Origin of the sequence: Streptosporangium sandarakinum, from assembly GCF_050942225.1 — a bacterium.
In the GTDB taxonomy this organism is placed as follows: domain Bacteria; phylum Actinomycetota; class Actinomycetes; order Streptosporangiales; family Streptosporangiaceae; genus Streptosporangium; species Streptosporangium nondiastaticum.
Map to the genome: position 1 here is coordinate 570,585 of NZ_CP192034.1, position 16,092 is coordinate 586,676.

The 16,092-nt window shown below is 69.7% G+C and carries 14 protein-coding genes; 10 read left to right on the top strand and 4 right to left on the bottom strand.

From position 1 onward, the window contains the following. Positions 1-20 precede the first annotated feature (20 nt). The 4 genes from ACQP10_RS02755 (at position 21) to ACQP10_RS02770 (ending at position 4,007) form a co-directional block, all read left to right on the top strand. Entirely contained in the window at positions 21-1,010 is a 990-nt protein-coding gene (locus tag ACQP10_RS02755) for a zinc-binding dehydrogenase (RefSeq protein WP_433540808.1), read from the top strand. Beyond that, positions 1,007-2,095 (top strand): winged helix DNA-binding domain-containing protein, encoded by a 1,089-nt coding sequence (locus tag ACQP10_RS02760; RefSeq protein WP_433540809.1) that lies wholly within the window; start codon positions 1,007-1,009, stop codon positions 2,093-2,095. Before ACQP10_RS02755 ends, ACQP10_RS02760 begins: the two co-directional genes overlap by 4 nt. Before the next feature lie 263 nt (positions 2,096-2,358). Further along, positions 2,359-2,838, top strand: a complete 480-nt coding sequence (locus tag ACQP10_RS02765) for a SigE family RNA polymerase sigma factor (RefSeq protein WP_346017903.1) — start codon at positions 2,359-2,361, stop codon at positions 2,836-2,838. Continuing rightward, positions 2,835-4,007, top strand: a complete 1,173-nt coding sequence (locus ACQP10_RS02770; RefSeq protein ID WP_433540810.1) for a hypothetical protein — start codon at positions 2,835-2,837, stop codon at positions 4,005-4,007. The genes ACQP10_RS02765 and ACQP10_RS02770 overlap by 4 nt, the downstream gene beginning before the upstream one ends. Before the next feature lie 272 nt (positions 4,008-4,279). Here ACQP10_RS02770 and ACQP10_RS02775 read toward each other — a convergent pair whose 3' ends face one another. Beyond that, the gene (locus ACQP10_RS02775; RefSeq protein ID WP_433540811.1) at positions 4,280-5,650 is read right to left on the bottom strand and encodes an MFS transporter; all 1,371 of its coding nucleotides are present in this window, start codon (positions 5,648-5,650) and stop codon (positions 4,280-4,282) included. 164 nt (positions 5,651-5,814) lie between these two features. On the opposite strand from ACQP10_RS02775, the gene ACQP10_RS02780 reads away from it, so the two are divergent. Both ACQP10_RS02780 and ACQP10_RS02785 read left to right on the top strand, forming a co-directional pair. Further along, a complete protein-coding gene (locus ACQP10_RS02780) occupies positions 5,815-6,393 on the top strand; it encodes a helix-turn-helix domain-containing protein (protein WP_346017900.1) in 579 nt (192 codons plus the stop codon). A gap of 410 nt (positions 6,394-6,803) precedes the next feature. Next, the gene (locus tag ACQP10_RS02785; RefSeq protein ID WP_346017899.1) at positions 6,804-7,007 is read left to right on the top strand and encodes a hypothetical protein; all 204 of its coding nucleotides are present in this window, start codon (positions 6,804-6,806) and stop codon (positions 7,005-7,007) included. On the opposite strand, the gene ACQP10_RS02790 is transcribed toward ACQP10_RS02785, so the two are convergent. Further along, on the bottom strand, positions 6,979-8,784 hold the full coding sequence (locus tag ACQP10_RS02790) for a sensor histidine kinase (RefSeq protein ID WP_346017898.1): 1,806 nt from the start codon (positions 8,782-8,784) through the stop codon (positions 6,979-6,981). The genes ACQP10_RS02785 and ACQP10_RS02790 overlap by 29 nt on opposite strands. Further along, entirely contained in the window at positions 8,781-9,467 is a 687-nt protein-coding gene (locus tag ACQP10_RS02795; protein WP_346017897.1) for a response regulator transcription factor, read from the bottom strand. Before ACQP10_RS02795 ends, ACQP10_RS02790 begins: the two co-directional genes overlap by 4 nt. 90 nt (positions 9,468-9,557) lie before the next feature. Here ACQP10_RS02795 and ACQP10_RS02800 point away from each other — a divergent pair, with 90 nt between their 5' ends. Together ACQP10_RS02800 and ACQP10_RS02805 are read left to right on the top strand one after the other, a co-directional pair. After that, the gene (locus ACQP10_RS02800; RefSeq protein ID WP_433540812.1) at positions 9,558-10,316 is read left to right on the top strand and encodes a L,D-transpeptidase; all 759 of its coding nucleotides are present in this window, start codon (positions 9,558-9,560) and stop codon (positions 10,314-10,316) included. 29 nt (positions 10,317-10,345) lie between these two features. Then, positions 10,346-10,576, top strand: coding sequence for a hypothetical protein (locus ACQP10_RS02805; protein ID WP_346017895.1), 231 nt, complete (start codon positions 10,346-10,348; stop codon positions 10,574-10,576). A 177-nt stretch (positions 10,577-10,753) separates the two neighbouring features. On the opposite strand, the gene ACQP10_RS02810 is transcribed toward ACQP10_RS02805, so the two are convergent. Further along, positions 10,754-13,012, bottom strand: coding sequence for a PxKF domain-containing protein (locus tag ACQP10_RS02810; RefSeq protein WP_433540813.1), 2,259 nt, complete (start codon positions 13,010-13,012; stop codon positions 10,754-10,756). A 736-nt stretch (positions 13,013-13,748) separates the two neighbouring features. On the opposite strand from ACQP10_RS02810, the gene ACQP10_RS02815 reads away from it, so the two are divergent. Together ACQP10_RS02815 and ACQP10_RS02820 are read left to right on the top strand one after the other, a co-directional pair. Then, on the top strand, positions 13,749-14,351 hold the full coding sequence (locus ACQP10_RS02815) for a hypothetical protein (protein ID WP_433540814.1): 603 nt from the start codon (positions 13,749-13,751) through the stop codon (positions 14,349-14,351). Between the two features lie 9 nt (positions 14,352-14,360). Beyond that, positions 14,361-16,034, top strand: a complete 1,674-nt coding sequence (locus tag ACQP10_RS02820) for a hypothetical protein (protein ID WP_433540815.1) — start codon at positions 14,361-14,363, stop codon at positions 16,032-16,034. Positions 16,035-16,092: the final 58 nt, after the last annotated feature.

Consider the following 16,092-nt stretch of genomic DNA (forward strand, 5'->3'; position numbering starts at 1 on the left):
CCCGCAAGGAAGGAACAGGAATGATCACTCGTGAGATCCGGCTGGCCGCGCACGTCACCGATGAGCCCGGCCTCGATCACTTCGCCCTCGCCGAGACCGAGGTGGACGGCGAGGTGATCGTCAGGACCGACTATGTCGGGTTGGCCGCGACCTATCTGGAGCTGATGCGGGCCGACTGCCGGATCCCGGTGCCCGCCTGGCAGCCCGGCGACCGGGTGGGCGCCGCCGTCGTGGGCACCGTGGTCCGCTCCGACAGCCCGGATCTCGCCGTGGGCGATCTGGTGCAGTCGATGACCGGCTGGAGCGAGTACTCGGCGGGCCCGGCCGCGCGGTACGTCAAGTTCGACCGTGACCTTTTCCCCGAGCCCTCCTATCACCTCGGTCAGGGCGTGACCGCCTACTACGGGATGGCCGACGTCGCCGCCGTGGGGGAGGGGGACGTGGTGTTCGTCTCGGGCGCGGCCGGCGGGGTCGGTTCGCTGGCCGGGCAGATCGCCAAATGCCGGGGCGCGGCCAGGGTGATCGGCAGCGCGGGCAGCCGGGCGAAGGCCGCCTACCTGGTCGACGAGCTGGGCTATGACGCCGCCTTCGACTACCACGACGGACCGGTGGCCGACCGGCTGCGGGAGCTCGCGCCCGAGGGCATCACGGTCTTCTTCGACGTCGTGGGCGGCGAGCAGTACCAGGCGGCGGTCCGGACGGCGCGACCCGGCGCCCGCTTCGCGCTGTGCGGCTCCCTTTCCCACCAGCTCGGCGGCGGCGCCGACCGCTTTCCCGAGCCGGACCGCGCGGCGGCCCAGGCCAGAGGCATCGAGCTGTTGCCGTTCTCCTGCCACCACACGCCGGAACAGGTCGCGGCCTGGCGTGAGCACTTCACCCGATGGCTGGGAGAAGGCCGTTTCGTCTTCCCGCAGACCCTCGTGGAGGGCGGCATCAAGGAGGTGCCCGGCGCGTTCCTGTCCATGCTCAAGGGCTCCTACCGGGGCAACGTCGCGGTGCGGTTGGCGTGAGCAGGCTCTCCCGGCGCGCGCTCAACCGGGCCCTGCTGCACCGGCAGTTCCTGGTGCGGCGCACCGGCCGTACCGCACTGGAGGTGATCGGACATCTGGTCGCGATGCAGGCCCAGGAGCCGAACTGGCCCTACGTCGGACTGTGGAGCCGGATCGACGGCTTCACCCAGACCCGGCTGAGCGATCTGCTGGAGGAGCGTACGGTGGTCCGCTCGGCGCTGCTGCGCAGCACCCAGCACCTGGCCGTGGCCGACGACTTCCGCCGGCTCCGGCCGGTGCTGCAACCGGTTCTCGACCGTACGGCGAGCACGCCGTACTTCAGACGGGTGAGCGAGGGACTCGACACCGATGGGCTCACCGCGGACGGAGCGCGGATCCTGGCGGGCCGGACGCTGCCCCGGCGGGAGCTGGCCCGGCTGCTGGCGCTGCGCCACCCCGGCCGGGAGGCCAAGGTCCTGGCCGGGGAAGTGGAGCTGAGGACCCCGCTGGTCCACACCCCCGAGACCGGGACATGGGGCCGCTGGGGCACCCGGGCCGCCATCTCGGTCACCCGCGCCGAGGACTGGCTCGCCGCGCCGATGGAGCCGGCCACGGCACAGGACCTCGTACGCCGCTATCTGGCGGCCTACGGCCCGGCCTCCGTCATGGACATGCAGGCGTGGTCGGGACTGACGCGGCTGCGCGAGGTGGTCCACGCCATCCGTGGGGAGCTGCACCGCTACCGCGATGCCGAGGGCAGAGAGCTGTTCGATCTGGAGACCGCGCCGGAGCCGCCGGACCCCGACACCGCCGTTCCGGTACGGTTCCTGCCCGCCTTCGACAACCTGCTGCTCGGCCACGCCGACCGGACCCGGGTGATCAGTGACGCCGACCGCAAGCGGGTGATGCCGGGCGCGGCGATGGTGCTGCCGACCTTCCTCGTCGACGGATTCGTCCACGGCAGCTGGTCGCTCAAGGACGACACGCTGCGCCTGGTCCCGTTCCGGCCGTTGCGGCCGGCCGAGATGAGCGCGGTGACGGAGGAGGCCGAACGCATGCTGCCGTTCCTGGGCGTCAGGAACGTCGCCTTCGGCCAGGCACCGTAGCGGCACCGCCTCCGCACACAGCGCCGGTGGAGGCGAACCTTCGTATCAGCGCAGTCCAGTCCCCTGCCAGGCAGCTAGCAGAGTCATCGCCTGAGAGGAGCCGCTGCCACCGGCGACATTTTCTCAAGGCGCCGAACGGCTACTGCGGCCTCGGCGGGACCGACGTCAAGCCGGATGACCGTCCGATTCAGCGGATTCCAGATGATGCAACATTTCGGGGTTCTGGTGCGTCTCAGCCGGGATGAACGAGAGGATTCCCGCCCGTGGATGACGCGCCGGATTTCGCGGACTTCGCCGCCGAGCGGATCGATGCGTTGTTCCGCTACGCCTACATGCTCACCGGCAACCCGCACGACGCCGCCGACCTCGTTCAGGAGGCGATGGTACGGCTGCGCGGCTCATGGCCGCGCGTGCGGCGCAAGCACAACCCGGAGAGCTACGTGAGAACGACGATCACCCGGCTGCACATCTCCATCTGGAGGCGGCGCAGGCGCGAACACCTGACATGGGAGGTGCCCGAACGGCCGCAACCGGTGGCGGAGCCACCGCCGGACCTCTGGGACGAGCTGGCCAAGCTGCCCAAGAGGCAGCGTGCCGTACTGGTCCTGCGCTACTACGAGGACCGATCGGACGCCGAGATCGCCGAGATCCTCGGCATCTCTCCCGGAACCGTACGGAGCCAGGCGTCCCGCGCCCTCGGCAAACTGCGTGACACCGTCAACCCGCTAAGGAACCTGCGATGAACGACGTCGAAGAGGCGCTGCGCCGTACGTTCGCCCGCGCGGAGACGCGGATCCCAGCCACTCCGCCGGATCTGCTGCGCCAGGTGACCGTGGGGCGGACCCGGCGCGGCCGCCGTGGCCTGGTGCTGGCGACCGCGATGGCCACCTGCCTGGCGATCTGGGCGGCGTCAGGCGTGACATGGTGGGCTTCCGAGCAGCGACCCGCCACCGCGGCCAAGCCCACGCCGTACATTCATGAACCACGGATCGTGGAGGAGATCGCGCCGCCGCTGGAACAGGTGCTGCCTTCGGTGATCGCGGAGGTCCCCCGGAAGGTCCCGAACGGTAAGGCGTTCACACCGAAGCGGTTCATCGATTCACGCACCATGCTCGGGTACGTGTCGAAGAAGGGCTACGATCGCGCGCCTGAGTTGTGGGCTTATCACCTGGAATCGCAGACCTTTCGGCGCCTGGCCGTCATCGACCGCCCCATCGCGCCGGTGGACTCGCCGGCGGTGGGCGAAGGCGTGATCGCCTGGTTCAAGTACGTGAACCGAGACATCCACATCATGACGATTCCGGTGACCGGGGGCACTCCCCGCACCGTGGTCTCGTTCCCGGCCGAACTGGATGTGGACAAGGTGAACGGGGACACCGTTCACGGTGTGGACCTGGCCGTCGGAGACGGCAGGATCTTCTGGTCGTCGACCAAGTCGGGGGGCGTCAACCAGGTTCCGGTGGCGGGCGGCGAACCGTCGCCCGTCCCGGGTACGAAGGGGCTGCGTCTCTCCTCCTGGCCCTGGGCGGGGCGTCCCACCGATGGCCCGGGGGCCATGACGAATCTGCTCAACCTGAGCACCGGGGAGCGGCTGAAAGATCCGGCGCGGGCGCGGTGCGATGTGACCTGGTGCCTCACCGGCGACCGGGCGACCCGCCGCGACGGCAGCCAGGTTCTGGACCTGCCGGGCGACAACCCCCGGTCACTCGTGGCCGACCGCTTCGTCACCATGGATCAGGTCGACGAGCAGGGACGGAAGGCCTCAGTGATCTTCGATCTCGTCACATCCCGGGCCGGCAGGCTGTGGATTCGCAACGACCGCAAGGCATCCCCCACCCTCTACACGGATACGGAGATGCTCTACTTCAAGCGCGGTGACAAGTGGGCCGTCATTCACGACCCGGACCGTTAGGCCAGGAACCCGCGGCCAAGCCCGGCCGGTGGGTACGCGGTTCACAACGGCGTCCCGGCCCTGGTCGTCGGCGCCGACGGTGACCTCGTCGCCGCCCGCCCCGAGCAGCGGGCCATGCACCGGGCACCGGCCGCCGCCCGCATGGTCGCTCCGCGCGGCGCATCCCGCCACGGTACGGCGCCCGCCCGGCTTCGGTTCCCCGGTGAGTGAGGAGGTGTCCCCGGCCGGGAACCCGGACGACACCGTCCACGGCGGTTGGGAACGGTGCCGCGTCATGTCCCGAGGCCATCCGCCTCAGGACTCGAACGGCGGGCCGTAAGGGCGCGGCCTCCGGCTGCGACGGCCAGTGCGACGACGATCAGAGCCGCCGCGACCGCGAACGTGATCCGCGTGGCGGTGGCTACGGTCTCGGGGCGCGCCGTCGTGACATCGGTGGCCCCCGAGGCGAGGGTGAACACGGCGCCCATGACGGACGCGCCGGTGATGAGCCCGAGGTTGCGCGACAGGTTGAGCATGCCGGAGACGACGCCTCGCCGCTCCGGGGGGACGTCCGCCATGACGGCGGTGTTGTTGGCCGCCTGGAAAAGCGCGTAGCCGGAGGTGATGACAACGACGGGGGCGATGTAGCCGGCGATGCCGAGCGACGCCGACATCACGGCCAGAGCGGAGCACCCTGCCGCCACCCCGGCGAGTCCCAGGACGGTCATGCGTTGGGTGCCGAGACGGTCCACGATCCGACCGGCCGGCACGCCGGTCAGTGCGGCGACCAGCGGACCGACGGACATGGCGAGTCCGACGGGAGCCGCGTCGAGCCCGAGCGCACGGGAGAGATGGAACGGCCCGACCACCAGTGTCGTCATCATCACCGTCGAGACGAGCGCACTCATGGCGAGGCTCGTGCTCAGCATGGGATCGCGGAACATCGTCAACCGGATCAGAGGTGACGCCGCCTTTCTCTCGGCGAGGACGAAGAGGCCGGCTCCGACTCCGGCGGCCAGCAGCAGAGCCGTGTTGAGCGGATCCGGACGGCCGCGTCCGGCCGTCATGGCGAGCGCGTAGGCCGCGAGCGTCAGGGCAAGGAGCAGCGTGCCCGTGTTGTCGAAGCCGGTCCGGCCGGTTTTCCGCCCCTGGTGGTCGACGGGCAGATGGCGACGCGCTAGAAGAAGGGCCAGCGCGCCCAGCGGTACCTTGACCAGGAAGATCGCCCGCCATCCCAGGACGGAGATCAGGACACCGCCGAGCGAGGGGCCGAGAGCGGTGCCGATCGCGGACATCGTGCCGAGCAGTCCCATGGCACTGCCGGTCCTCGCCTTCGGCACCGTCCCGCCGACGAAGGCCATGGTGAGAGCCATCATGGTGGCCGCTCCGACCCCTTGCGCCACCCGGGCGGCGATCAGCAGCCAGAGCGTGGGCGCGACGCCGCACAGTGCCGAGGCCACCGTGAACAGGGAGATCCCGGCCAGCAGCAGCCGCCGGCGGCCGATGAGGTCACCGAGCCGTCCGACGCTGACGACCAGGATGGTGGTGGCGAGGAGATAGGCGAGGACGATCCACTGGACCTCCTGGAAAGAGGCGGTGAACGCCTGCGACAGTGTCGGCAGGCCGACATTGGCGATGCTGGTGCCGAGCGAGGACAGCAACATGGAGAGCGAAAGGCACGTGAGCGCCCATCGAGCCGAAGACGTCCGTTCGGCGCTTCCCGCCTTTGCCGCGTTCGCCGGAGCTCTGCCCACCGTGGTTCCCTTCGTTCGCCGAGTGCGCCCACGGTGCGCCCTGCACCGCCGGTTCGGCAAGTAACGTTGCCGGTATGGCAAATGACGACGTCGTTGTCCTGGCCTCTGTGGGCCCGCGGCTGCGTGAGCTTCGCAAGAAGCGCGGCAGCACCCTGAGCCGGCTCGCGGAGTCCACCGGCATCTCGGTCAGTACCCTGTCCCGCCTCGAATCCGGTGAGCGCAAGCCCACGCTGGAGTTGCTGCTGCCGCTCGCCCGCGCCTACCAGGTGCCGCTCGACGAGCTCGTCGGCGCGCCGCCGGTCGGTGATCCGCGGGTACGGTTGAAGCCGATCAAACGCGCGGGCTCGACGGTCGTGCCGCTGACCCAGCACCCCGGTGGCCTGCAGGCGTTCAAGATGGTCATCGGGGCCGCCCGCCGCGATCCCGAGCCGCGTACGCACGAGGGCTACGAGTGGCTGTACGTGCTCAGCGGGAGGCTGCGGCTGGTGTTCGCCGAGCACGACATCGTGCTCGGGGCGGGGGAGGCCGCGGAGTTCGACACCCGGCTACCGCACTGGTTCGGCAGCACCGGGGAAGGGCCGGTGGAGATCCTCAGCCTGTTCGGGGCGCAGGGGGAACGCATGCACGTCCGCGCGAAACCGCGTGGCACGTAGTCCTGCGGCGCCGTTGACGACGTGCGCCGGGGCGAGCGGAAGGCCGCCTTCCGTGATCCTGAAGGCGGCCTTTTCGAGCTCTGCAGGGCTTGGCGGGGCTTGGCGGGGTAGGAGCCGATCCGGACCCGCACGCCCATGAGACCGTGCGGCGTGTCGGCGTAATCCGGCCACGGGATCCGGGCCACGTTCGGCTCGAAGCCGGCCGTACGCAGCCGGGTCACGGTGTCCGAGGCCCATGACTCCGTGCCGAGTCCGCTTCTCGTCGCGGCATGTGGGCGCGTTCGCTCTCCCGTCCGAACGACTCTGAGCACAAAAGCGGAGACGCGTTCCATGTCATGTGCGCGTATCGGCCACTGCGGCATCGGGGGCACCGGGATCGCGTGCCCGGTGGGCGTCGCGCCCGCCGGGGAGTGAATAAGACGGTCTTCGACGAGGTCGACGGTCCGGAGGCGGCCGAGGCCGAGACGGGCATGTGGAGGGACCTGCGCGCCGCGTACGACGAGGGCCACCGCATCGCGGCCCTGCGGGCGTCTTCGGACGGTGAGCCCGTCTACCGCCGCCTCGGATTCGACACCTGCGGCCGGTTCACCGATGCGACGGGAGACGCAGAGTGAACGTCGTGCGGACACCTGGCACGCTGGCGACCGTGGCCGTGCCGCCGTGCGCCTCGGCCAGGTTGCGCACGATGGCGAGTCCGAGCCCGCTGCCGCCGGTCTGGCGGTTGCGGGACTTCTCCGCCCGCCAGAACCGGTCGAAGACGTGGGGGAGGTGCTCGGCGCGGATTCCGACCCCCGTGTCGGTCACCTCGATGAGGACCTGGTCGCCATCCTGGCGGGCGCCCAGCGTGATGTGCCCGCCGCGTGGCGTGTAGCGCAGGGAGTTGGTCACCAGGTTGCCGATGGCCTGGCGGAGCCGTACCGGATCCGCGGTCAGCGAAGGGTCACCGGTGACCACGGTGGTCAGCGTGAGCCCTGCGGCTTCGGCCCGGCCACGGTGAGCGGTGGTCACCTGGTCGAGAAGGTCGCCGAGGTGAAGGGGTTCGACGTGCAGGCGGAGCTTGCCCGCGTCGGCGAGGGCGAGCTCCTGAAGATCGTCGACGATGTGCTGCAACAGCAGGATCTCCTCGACCAGCGAGGCGATCAGTGCGGGGTCCAACTCGGCGACGCCGTCCTGGGTGGCCTCCAGCCAGCCTCTGAGGTTGCTCAGCGGCGTGCGCAGCTCGTGGGAGATGTCGCTGACCATGGCCTTTCGCTGCTCTTCCATGCGCTGGAGGTGTTCCGACATCTCGTTGAACGCCGTGGCGAGCTCGCTGATCTCGCCGGTGGTCCTGACCGTGACGCGGGCGGAGCTGTCCCCGTCACGCATCCGCTGCGCGGCGTGGGTGAGCGCGTTGACGGGCCTGACCAGGCGTCTGGCCGCCATGACGCTCACGCCCACGGTCAGCACGAGCACGAGGAGGGCGGCACCGGCGATCGAGGGCAGCGGGATGCGCTGGCCGGTGCCCTCGGCAGGGGAGCCGATGTACAGATACGCCGCGGGGGCGACGTAGGGGTCGAGTTGTTCTCTGCGGGCGGTGACGACGCAGGAGGAGATCACCTGATCGGGTTCGGCGACCGACGGCATCGGCTGTCTCTCCCTGGAGACCCAGGTGAGGTCAAGGCCGACCGAGCCCCTTCCCGCGTCCTTGCCCTTGCCCTTGAGACACTTGCCGACCAGGAGGTTGAGCTGTTTCAACGCGGCCTTCTCGGTGCGCGTCGGCGTGCTGAAGACGGTGGCGTCGCAGACGTCCACCACGGCGGGGGCCTCAGCCGGCACCGGGCGCGGTACCGGGCTCGGCTCCTGACCGCCCCCCTGGCTGAGCGTCGTGACGACGGGCCTGCCGGTGTTCGAGACGGTCACCTGTACGGTCTGCCCGGTGCGGCCCGCGCAGGCGGCGTAGGTGTCGGCGGCCTTCCTCAGCCGGGCGCGATCACGGGCGGACAGCAGGAAAGGACCTACCGCGCGTGGATCGATACGGTCCCTGGCCGCCCCCGGCACCAGGGTCACGTCCACGGCCAGCGGGTCGACGACGGCCGACACCTTGGCGGGCAGTGGGGTCCCGGCGGTCGCCGAGTCGGCGATGAGGGTGCCGTTCTCGGTGACCAGCGCGATGCGGCGGCCGTTCTGGGCGGCGAGGTCGCGCAGGGTGCCGGCTACGCCCGACCAGTCCGGATGGCGGGAGGCGTAGCCGAGCAGGCTGTTGTTGATCCGGGCGTCGCTGGCCAGCGTCTGGCCCTGCTCCTGCTGGATGGCGCCGGAGGTGCTGCTGGCGGCCAGCCACGCGGTCGCCGTGATCGAGCAGACCGCCACGACGGCCGAACTCGTGAGCAGTCTGGCGAACAACGACCTCATGCGCGGGTCAGTTTGTAGCCGACGCCGTACACGGTCAGCAGCCGGGCCGGGCGGCGCGGATCAGACTCGATCTTCTTACGCAGGTTCATCACGTGCACGTCGACCGTGCGTTCGGTGATGAACCTGTCGAAACCATGGATGCGCTCCAGCAACTGCTTCCTGGTGAACACCCGCTCCGGCTCGGCGGCCAGCGTCTCGATGATCCGGAACTCCGCGAGTGTGCAGTCCACCGGCGTGTCCGCCGCGGTGACGGTGTGCCTGACCGGGTCCACGAGGAGATCACCCACCTGGAACACCTGCCGATCGGCGCCGTGGGACCTCCCGGTGCGGCGCAGCAGGGTCCGCACGCGGGCCATCAGCTCACGCGGGCTGTACGGCTTGGCGACATAGTCGTCAGCACCGAGGTCGAGCCCCAGCAGCAGATCGTCCTCGGTGGACCTGGCGGTCAGCATCAGGATCGGCAGGTCGGACTCGGCGCGCAGCACCCGGCAGACGTCCAACCCGTCGACCTTCGGCATCATCACGTCGAGTACCACGAGGTCGGGATCCGCCCGCCGCGCCTCGTCGATCGCGGAACGCCCGTCGTGCACGACGAGGACCTCGTGGCCCTCCTGCTCCAGATATCGCCTGAGCAGTTCGGCCTGCTTGGGATCGTCCTCGGCGACCAGCACGTGCGCGCACATGGGCTGAGGTTATGCCCATGCCAGGGGTGCACATGGGATCTGCATGACAAGCAAACAGGTTCCACACATTCTGTCGCCAGGCTGCGGCAGGTGAGAACCAACCTCCTTCGTACGGCTGCTGCGGCGACGCTCGCCTTCCTGCTGACCGGCTGTGGGGGCAGCGCGAGCAGCACCGCACGATCCGAGCCGGTGGGCAGTGCCGCACGATCCGAGCCGGTGGGCAGTGCCGCACGATCCGAGCCGGCGGGCAGTGGCAGTTCGAAGATCGCGAGCGTCAAGGGATCTCGGATCACGGTCTACGGAAGCAAGGAGGGGATGGCACAGAGGACGATCACGAGTCCCAACGACTACGGCGCGGTGCGTGTCTTCCTGGTGGAGCGTGACGAGGGCGAGTGGCTCCAGGTGCTGCTGCCGATCCGGCCGAACGGCAGCAAGGGCTGGGTCAAGGCCACCGACGTGACGCTCGCGGAGACCGCCTACCGGGTGGAGATCGATCGCGGGGCGTTCAGGTTCACGGTCTATGACGGCGACAGGGCCGTCAGGATGGGCAAGGTCGCGACGGGTGAAGCGGGCACGCCGACGCCTCCGGGTCGCTACTTCTTCACCGAGCTGGTGCGACCCGTCGACCAGGGCGGGGCCTACGGCGCCTACGCCTTCGGGCTGAGCGGCTTCTCACCGGTGCTGAAGAGCTTCGCCGGCGGCCCAGGCCAGCTGGCGATCCACGGGACGAACAAGCCCTCTGCCATCGGCACGCGGGCCAGTCATGGCTGCGTCCGGATCAGCAACGACGACATCACCTGGATGGCGAAGAACCTGGCGATCGGTACTCCGGTCGTCGTACTGGGCTGAGGCCCGACTTGAATGAACAGGGGAATCCTATGAAGATCAAAGCCACGCTCATCGGCATCGGCGCGGCGCTGGCCCTGACCGCGGGCCTCGCGGGTCTCTCGGGCACGGCCGCGGCCGAGCCTGCGAAGCCGGCCGCCACGCCCGCTCCGGCGCCGGCCGAGGTACGGCCCACGCCCGCTCCGGCGCCGGCCGAGGAGCGGCCCACGGCCAAGGCGGGCCCGAAGGAACCCGTCGTCGTCAGGCCGGCCTACACCGGCTGATCATCGTGCGGCACCGCGGCCACCGGGTCTGCGACGCCGTGCCGGCCTGACGGCCTCCAGCGGGGAGCGGCCGGATCGTGAGACCTCCGGGCGGCGGCGCACCCGGAGGTCCAGCGTCCGCGGCCGGGGAGCGGGGCGCGCTGCCGGCTCCGCTCCCCGGCCGGGGGCGTGTCGCGGTTACTTCAGGTTGATGGTGGTGAAGTGGCTGCTGCCGTCATCGAGCTTCAGCTCGAACGTACGGCAGGTGCCGGACCACCTCTTGTCGGTCTTCCACACGTAGTTGTACCGACCGTCTCCGTAGCCGAGCTTCGAGTTCCCGGGGCCGACGGTCGGCTCGGCCGTACCGGTCGCCTTCCCGGAGTCGCAGGCCACCGGCTGGGAGACCGGGTAGCCGACGGCGATGACGTCCAGGCCGCGGTCACCGCCGAGGCCGAACTTGATCGGTACGGCGCTGCCGGCCTTGCCGTCCATCGTCTCCGGGAAGTGGGCCTTCCAGGGATAGACGACCTGGTAGGTCACCTTCTTGTCGGCCGCGTTGCCGGCCTTGTCGGTGGCGTTCACGGTGAACTCGTGGAAGCCCACGGCGGAGGTGTCGAGCGCGCTGCCGTCGGGCACCGTGCCGGCACAGGTGGCGACCCCGGCGAGGTCGTCATCGCACCGGTAGGACGCGGTCGCGGTCGTCCCGAGCGTGAAGACCGCGCCGTCGGCGGGCGTGGTGAGGGAGATCGTCGGCTTCGTGAGGTCGACGGTCATCTTCACCGCCTGGTCACCGGCGATCGACACACCGCGCTCGTTCGCCACCCGGCCGTCGACGGTCGTGGTGAAGTCACAGGTGGCGTGCGGGAGCACCGCCTGCAGCCGGCCGTCGGCGCCGGTGGCGCCCAGGTCACGCGGGCCGTTGCCGCAGTCGGCCCGCACCGGCGCCCCGGCCAGCGGCCGGCCGCCGTCGGAGACCGCGGACACCGTCACCGCGTTCAACGCGTTGTGCGCCACCGCGCCGCCCACGACGTCAAGGGTGATCTGCAGCCGCTCGGGACTGATGTTGTCCATCGTGTCCGTCGGCCTGTGGTACTGCGGCTCGGTGACGTACGTCCCACCGGTCGGACCGCAGACGGCCGGCGGGGTCGGCGGCCGGTAGTCGAGCCAGATGAACAGCGAGGACGGGATGCCCACGTCGAAGAACGCCTGGTGGTCGCTCTGCCCGAGCCTGCAGTTGCGCAGTCCGTCGAAACCGACGCGCGCGCCCGCGTTGTACGCCTCCTGGACCACGTGGTTCGACTGACCGTTCGGGGTCAGCGCCCACAGCCGGGCCGGCTCGTACGGCGTGCCGACCATGTCCATCTGCCACTCGCCGACGAACCGCGCCCTCTCCGCCGCGGTCAGCGTGTTGACGTACGCCTTCGCGCCGAGAAGGCCGCCCTCCTCACCGCCGAAGCCGCCGATCCGCAGCTCCTTGTCCAGCGGGTACTGGCTGAGGACCCGGGCGATCTCCAGCGAGACGCCGTTGCCCGAGGCGTCGTCGTGGGCGCCGGGCGCGCCCAGCACCGAGTCGATGTGCGCGCCGACCATGACGATCGGAGCCTTGGTGCCATCCGGGTCGCCGACCGCGCGCCGGATGCCGATGACGTTGGTGCCCATCGGGTTCACGTACTGGTTGGTCGTGATCCGCAGCGTCAGCGGGCCCTTGTCCAGAAGGTCCTTGATCCAGGTGTGGTGCGCGCTGCCGCCGCCCATCACCGGGATGTTCGGCTGGGCCGTGGTGAGCGTGAACGACGGCGGCGCGTTGTTGCCGGCCGGGTGGGCCAGGATGACCGCGACCGCACCTTGGCTCACCGCGTTGACCACCGCGGTGTTGCGGACCGACGCGGTGGTGCTGTAGTCCATCAGCACGATCTTGCCCGCGGTGTCGGCGGGGAAGTCCGCGGCGGACTGGCCGGTCCTGGCGTAGACGACCCGTCCCTCCACGGCGGCGTCATCGCCGGTGAACTTCGCGCTGGTCGACGCGGCCATCTGCCAGTTCGGTCCTCCCGGCAGGTCGGCGTTCGGGGACGTGACCTTCGCGACGCTCTTGGTCGAGACCGGACCCCATGACTGGAGGGTCACATCGAAGCCGTAGGACTTCAGGACACCGCCGATGTACTCCGCGCCCTCCCGCTCCTGCGGGGTGCCGTTCAGCCGCGGGCCGATGTTCACGGCGAGCTGCCGGATATGGTCGACGGAGTTGGCCGAGTCGAACCGGTCGACGATCTCTTGGTCGTAGTCCTTCAGCGCGCCGGTCGCGCCGGTCGCGGTGGCCGTCAGGCCCGCGTCCGACGATCCCTGGGTCGGGACACCGCCGGCGGCGGCGGACACGGTCCCGAGGGCCAGCGTCGCCGCCAAGCCGCCGACGACGGCAAGTCGCCTGAGCCGACGGGGGTGGTCGAATGAACTCCTCATAGAGGAACTCCCTGGTACTGGCGGATGTGGAGGTCCGCGTGGCGTCCTCGCCCTTTGGGCCGCAAGGGGAGAGGACAAGATTCGCGATTAGTACCAGGCCGGTAAAATAGGCGTCAATAGGTACATTGCTCCTGACATGGTTGACCGCCGCCGGTAATCTCGCCCCTTCCCGTGAGGGGAGAGCGCGGTGGCCCGCCGGTGCCCGCGAGCGCCGTGCGAGCGTGACCGATTCCGTGACCGGGGATCGAAAGCGGGTCCGGGGGTGACGCCGGACGGCAGGGGCCGGAGCCTTCCCGGCGCGGAGACCGTCCTCACGGTGGGGGCGGCGCCGACCGAGGGGCGGAGTCGTTTTTCGGCGAAAATCTCCACTGCAAGATCCAGGCCCGGCGGCCGGGCCGTATTGTCGGCCATGATCGTGGCTTTTCCGCTGCCGTCCTTGCGAAACGGCGGAATTGATCAAGAGGAGTCGCGGGATCCCTCAAGGGATGATCTCGGCGGCAGATCACCTGGTGAGCGGTCCGACCTCGGTCGAGTTCGAAGAGTCGGCAAGGGCCGTTATTTCGGGCCAGGGCCTTGACGTGAAATTCCGAATAAAACAAACTTAATGCTGCGGAACCGAGAAACGGGCTGATATGTTACGCCCGCGAGTGGGCGGGGGAAGTGCACCCGGGTCGGAATCACGGCCTGCATACCGATCGCATCACGCGACCGGCCCGATCGAGCGCGAGGTGGGGACATGGTCAAATACTGCGTCATTCCCGGCATCGACGGTAAGCCCGACTCGGAATACATCATGGGTACCTACCCGAACGCCGACGCGGAGTGCAGGAGCAGCGGCGGCCGCGTGGTCGACCGCTCCGAGGGGGGTTGCGGCGCGACCGCCGCGGCGGGCCCTCCGGGCGCCGACTCCGGAGCGTCGGCGTCCTCGCCCCTGACCGCCGCGGTCGTCGGCCCCATTCAGAAGCTCCGCGATCAGCTCCCGGAGTCCGACGTCCTGCGCGACCTCGAGATCGTGAACTACTCGCCCGACCTGCTCCGCATGCTTGAGGAAGACGAGGCCGTGCGCGACCGTGCACGCGACGTCGTCGGGATGGCGAGCCAGTTCGCGTTCCTCGCCCTGGCCGACCCGCGGGCCGAGACGCTCGAGCGCTCGCACTACACCGAGGAACTCCATCGCTGGATGGTCGAACTGGCCGACATGGTGCGTGAACGCACCGATGACGAGAAACTGCGCGGAGCCGTCGATCGCTTGGTCCGTGCCTTCGAGCAGCGGGTCGGCGAGCCCATCGGCGCCCTGATCGAGCGGATGCACGGCGGCGGCTCATCGGCGACTTCCTGAGCCGATCCGATGCCCACCGAACTCACCGACGGATTCAGCCTGGCCGCCCAGGTTCCCGCGGCACTGCTGCGCAAGGTGTTCTCGCCCTCGTTCTTACAGGCGCTGCCCGGACTGAACAGGACGGCCCCCTCGGGAAAGCAGCTGACGCTCTGGTTCACGGCCGCCGATCTGGCTTTTCTGCCGAAGCCGTTGCCGTTCGTGAACCCCATCGAGGTCGATCTCTCCTTCACGGCCCGGCTCTCGGGGGAGTATGACGAGGTCAGGGGAATTATCCGCATCCGTACCGCTGTCACTCAGATGCGGGTGGGGTCTGGCGGTGACGCGTTCATCGCTCCGGTCATCGACTTCCGCCCCGGGGCGGTCGACTCATTCGAGGTGTCGGGACTGACCCCGGCCCAGGAGCCGATCTGGGGACCGGAGATCACGTCGGCGGTGAAACCCACTTTGGCGAGCATGTCGCCGTTCACCGCCGGTCCGCTTTTCCCCGACCGCAACGCCCGGTTCTTTCTGAACACCCACCCCGACGCCTCTTACGGGCCGGGCAACGGCGTGCTCTCGGTCTACATCTGGACGGCGGGCGGCGATCCCCCGCCCATTCCTCCGGTGATCGTTCCTCGCCGTCTTTCCGCCGATCGCGCGGTCGCCCTCGTTCCTCGCGACCGGGTCGAGCAGGCGATCGACGCGGGCCTGCAGGCCAACGGGCTGAAGAACCTCCCCAAGGAGGTCGGTGGAACCACCCTCACATCGTTCTCCTTCGCCTGGCGCGATTTCGGCGTCGGCGCCGGTCACTTCTACTTCTCCGGCACGGCCGACCACACCTTGGGCAGCGTCCGTTTCGAAGCCTGGGTGCAGCTCTATGTCGAGCACGGCCAGGCGAAGGTGAACGTCCTCCGCACCAGGCATGACGCCGGCTTCTTCATCGACCTCGCCGACCTGTTCACGGCCGGCGCCATCACGCGCACACTCGAGGAGGTCCTCCCCAGAGCCGTCCGCGGTATCGGGGGCGGAGCGTTCGGGGATCTGGGGCTCTTCGCCACCGACGCCGTACCCGAGCCGCAGGCGTTCGCGACGATGGACGTCGATGGCAACGTCGACGTCTGGCCGGGCGGGTTGGGCATCCCCGCCCGCCTCGTCGCGAGGCCCGTCACCTCGACGTTCCCACCGCCGGTGTATCTGTGGGGCCACGTCGGCAACCGCGAGTTCCACACCGGGACCTGTGAGTACGGGCGCCGCATCAAGAATCCGGCTCGCTTCCCGACCTGGATGAGAGCGGTCGAGCTGGGCTACAACGGATGCCTGTACTGCCAGAGCGAGTACGACGTGGCGGCGGTCGGGCAGCTCCTCGTGGACGTCGCCGGCGCGGTCTCGTCGATGCCGGAGGTGACCGCCCGGCTGGTCAGCGAGGTGCGACGCTTCGGTGTCATCGTCAGGCCGCCGGTCGAGCGGCTGGACGGAAGGTTCGGCCGGCAGGAGTCCACGGGGTCGAGGGTCTACCGTTCCGCTCCTCTCGTGCCCGGTACGTGGGAGGTGATCGTCACGCACCAGGACTGGACGGTCTCCATGACCGTGGAAGTCGGCAGGGCCTGGCGATCGGAGGGCACATGGCACGGGACCGCGACGATGGTGCGCGCGGAGGTCGGATCACCCGAGGTCGGCTCGGAGACGGTCCCTCCCCGGATGTGACCCCCTGCCTCCACCCCCGCTTCGCGGTCGCTGAACGGTCGTGGCCACCTGGCTCAGC

What these genes read in the sequence shown, in the direction of transcription:
- ACQP10_RS02815 (WP_433540814.1), top strand. Translation starts at nt 13,749, where the DNA reads ATGGTCAAATACTGCGTCATTCCCGGCATCGACGGTAAGCCCGACTCG.
- ACQP10_RS02795 (WP_346017897.1), bottom strand. Translation starts at nt 9,467, where the DNA reads ATGTGCGCGCACGTGCTGGTCGCCGAGGACGATCCCAAGCAGGCCGAA.
- ACQP10_RS02780 (WP_346017900.1), top strand. Translation starts at nt 5,815, where the DNA reads ATGGCAAATGACGACGTCGTTGTCCTGGCCTCTGTGGGCCCGCGGCTG.
- ACQP10_RS02810 (WP_433540813.1), bottom strand. Translation starts at nt 13,012, where the DNA reads ATGAGGAGTTCATTCGACCACCCCCGTCGGCTCAGGCGACTTGCCGTC.
- ACQP10_RS02790 (WP_346017898.1), bottom strand. Translation starts at nt 8,784, where the DNA reads ATGAGGTCGTTGTTCGCCAGACTGCTCACGAGTTCGGCCGTCGTGGCG.
- ACQP10_RS02755 (WP_433540808.1), top strand. Translation starts at nt 21, where the DNA reads ATGATCACTCGTGAGATCCGGCTGGCCGCGCACGTCACCGATGAGCCC.
- ACQP10_RS02805 (WP_346017895.1), top strand. Translation starts at nt 10,346, where the DNA reads ATGAAGATCAAAGCCACGCTCATCGGCATCGGCGCGGCGCTGGCCCTG.
- ACQP10_RS02775 (WP_433540811.1), bottom strand. Translation starts at nt 5,650, where the DNA reads ATGTTGCTGTCCTCGCTCGGCACCAGCATCGCCAATGTCGGCCTGCCG.
- ACQP10_RS02770 (WP_433540810.1), top strand. Translation starts at nt 2,835, where the DNA reads ATGAACGACGTCGAAGAGGCGCTGCGCCGTACGTTCGCCCGCGCGGAG.
- ACQP10_RS02820 (WP_433540815.1), top strand. Translation starts at nt 14,361, where the DNA reads ATGCCCACCGAACTCACCGACGGATTCAGCCTGGCCGCCCAGGTTCCC.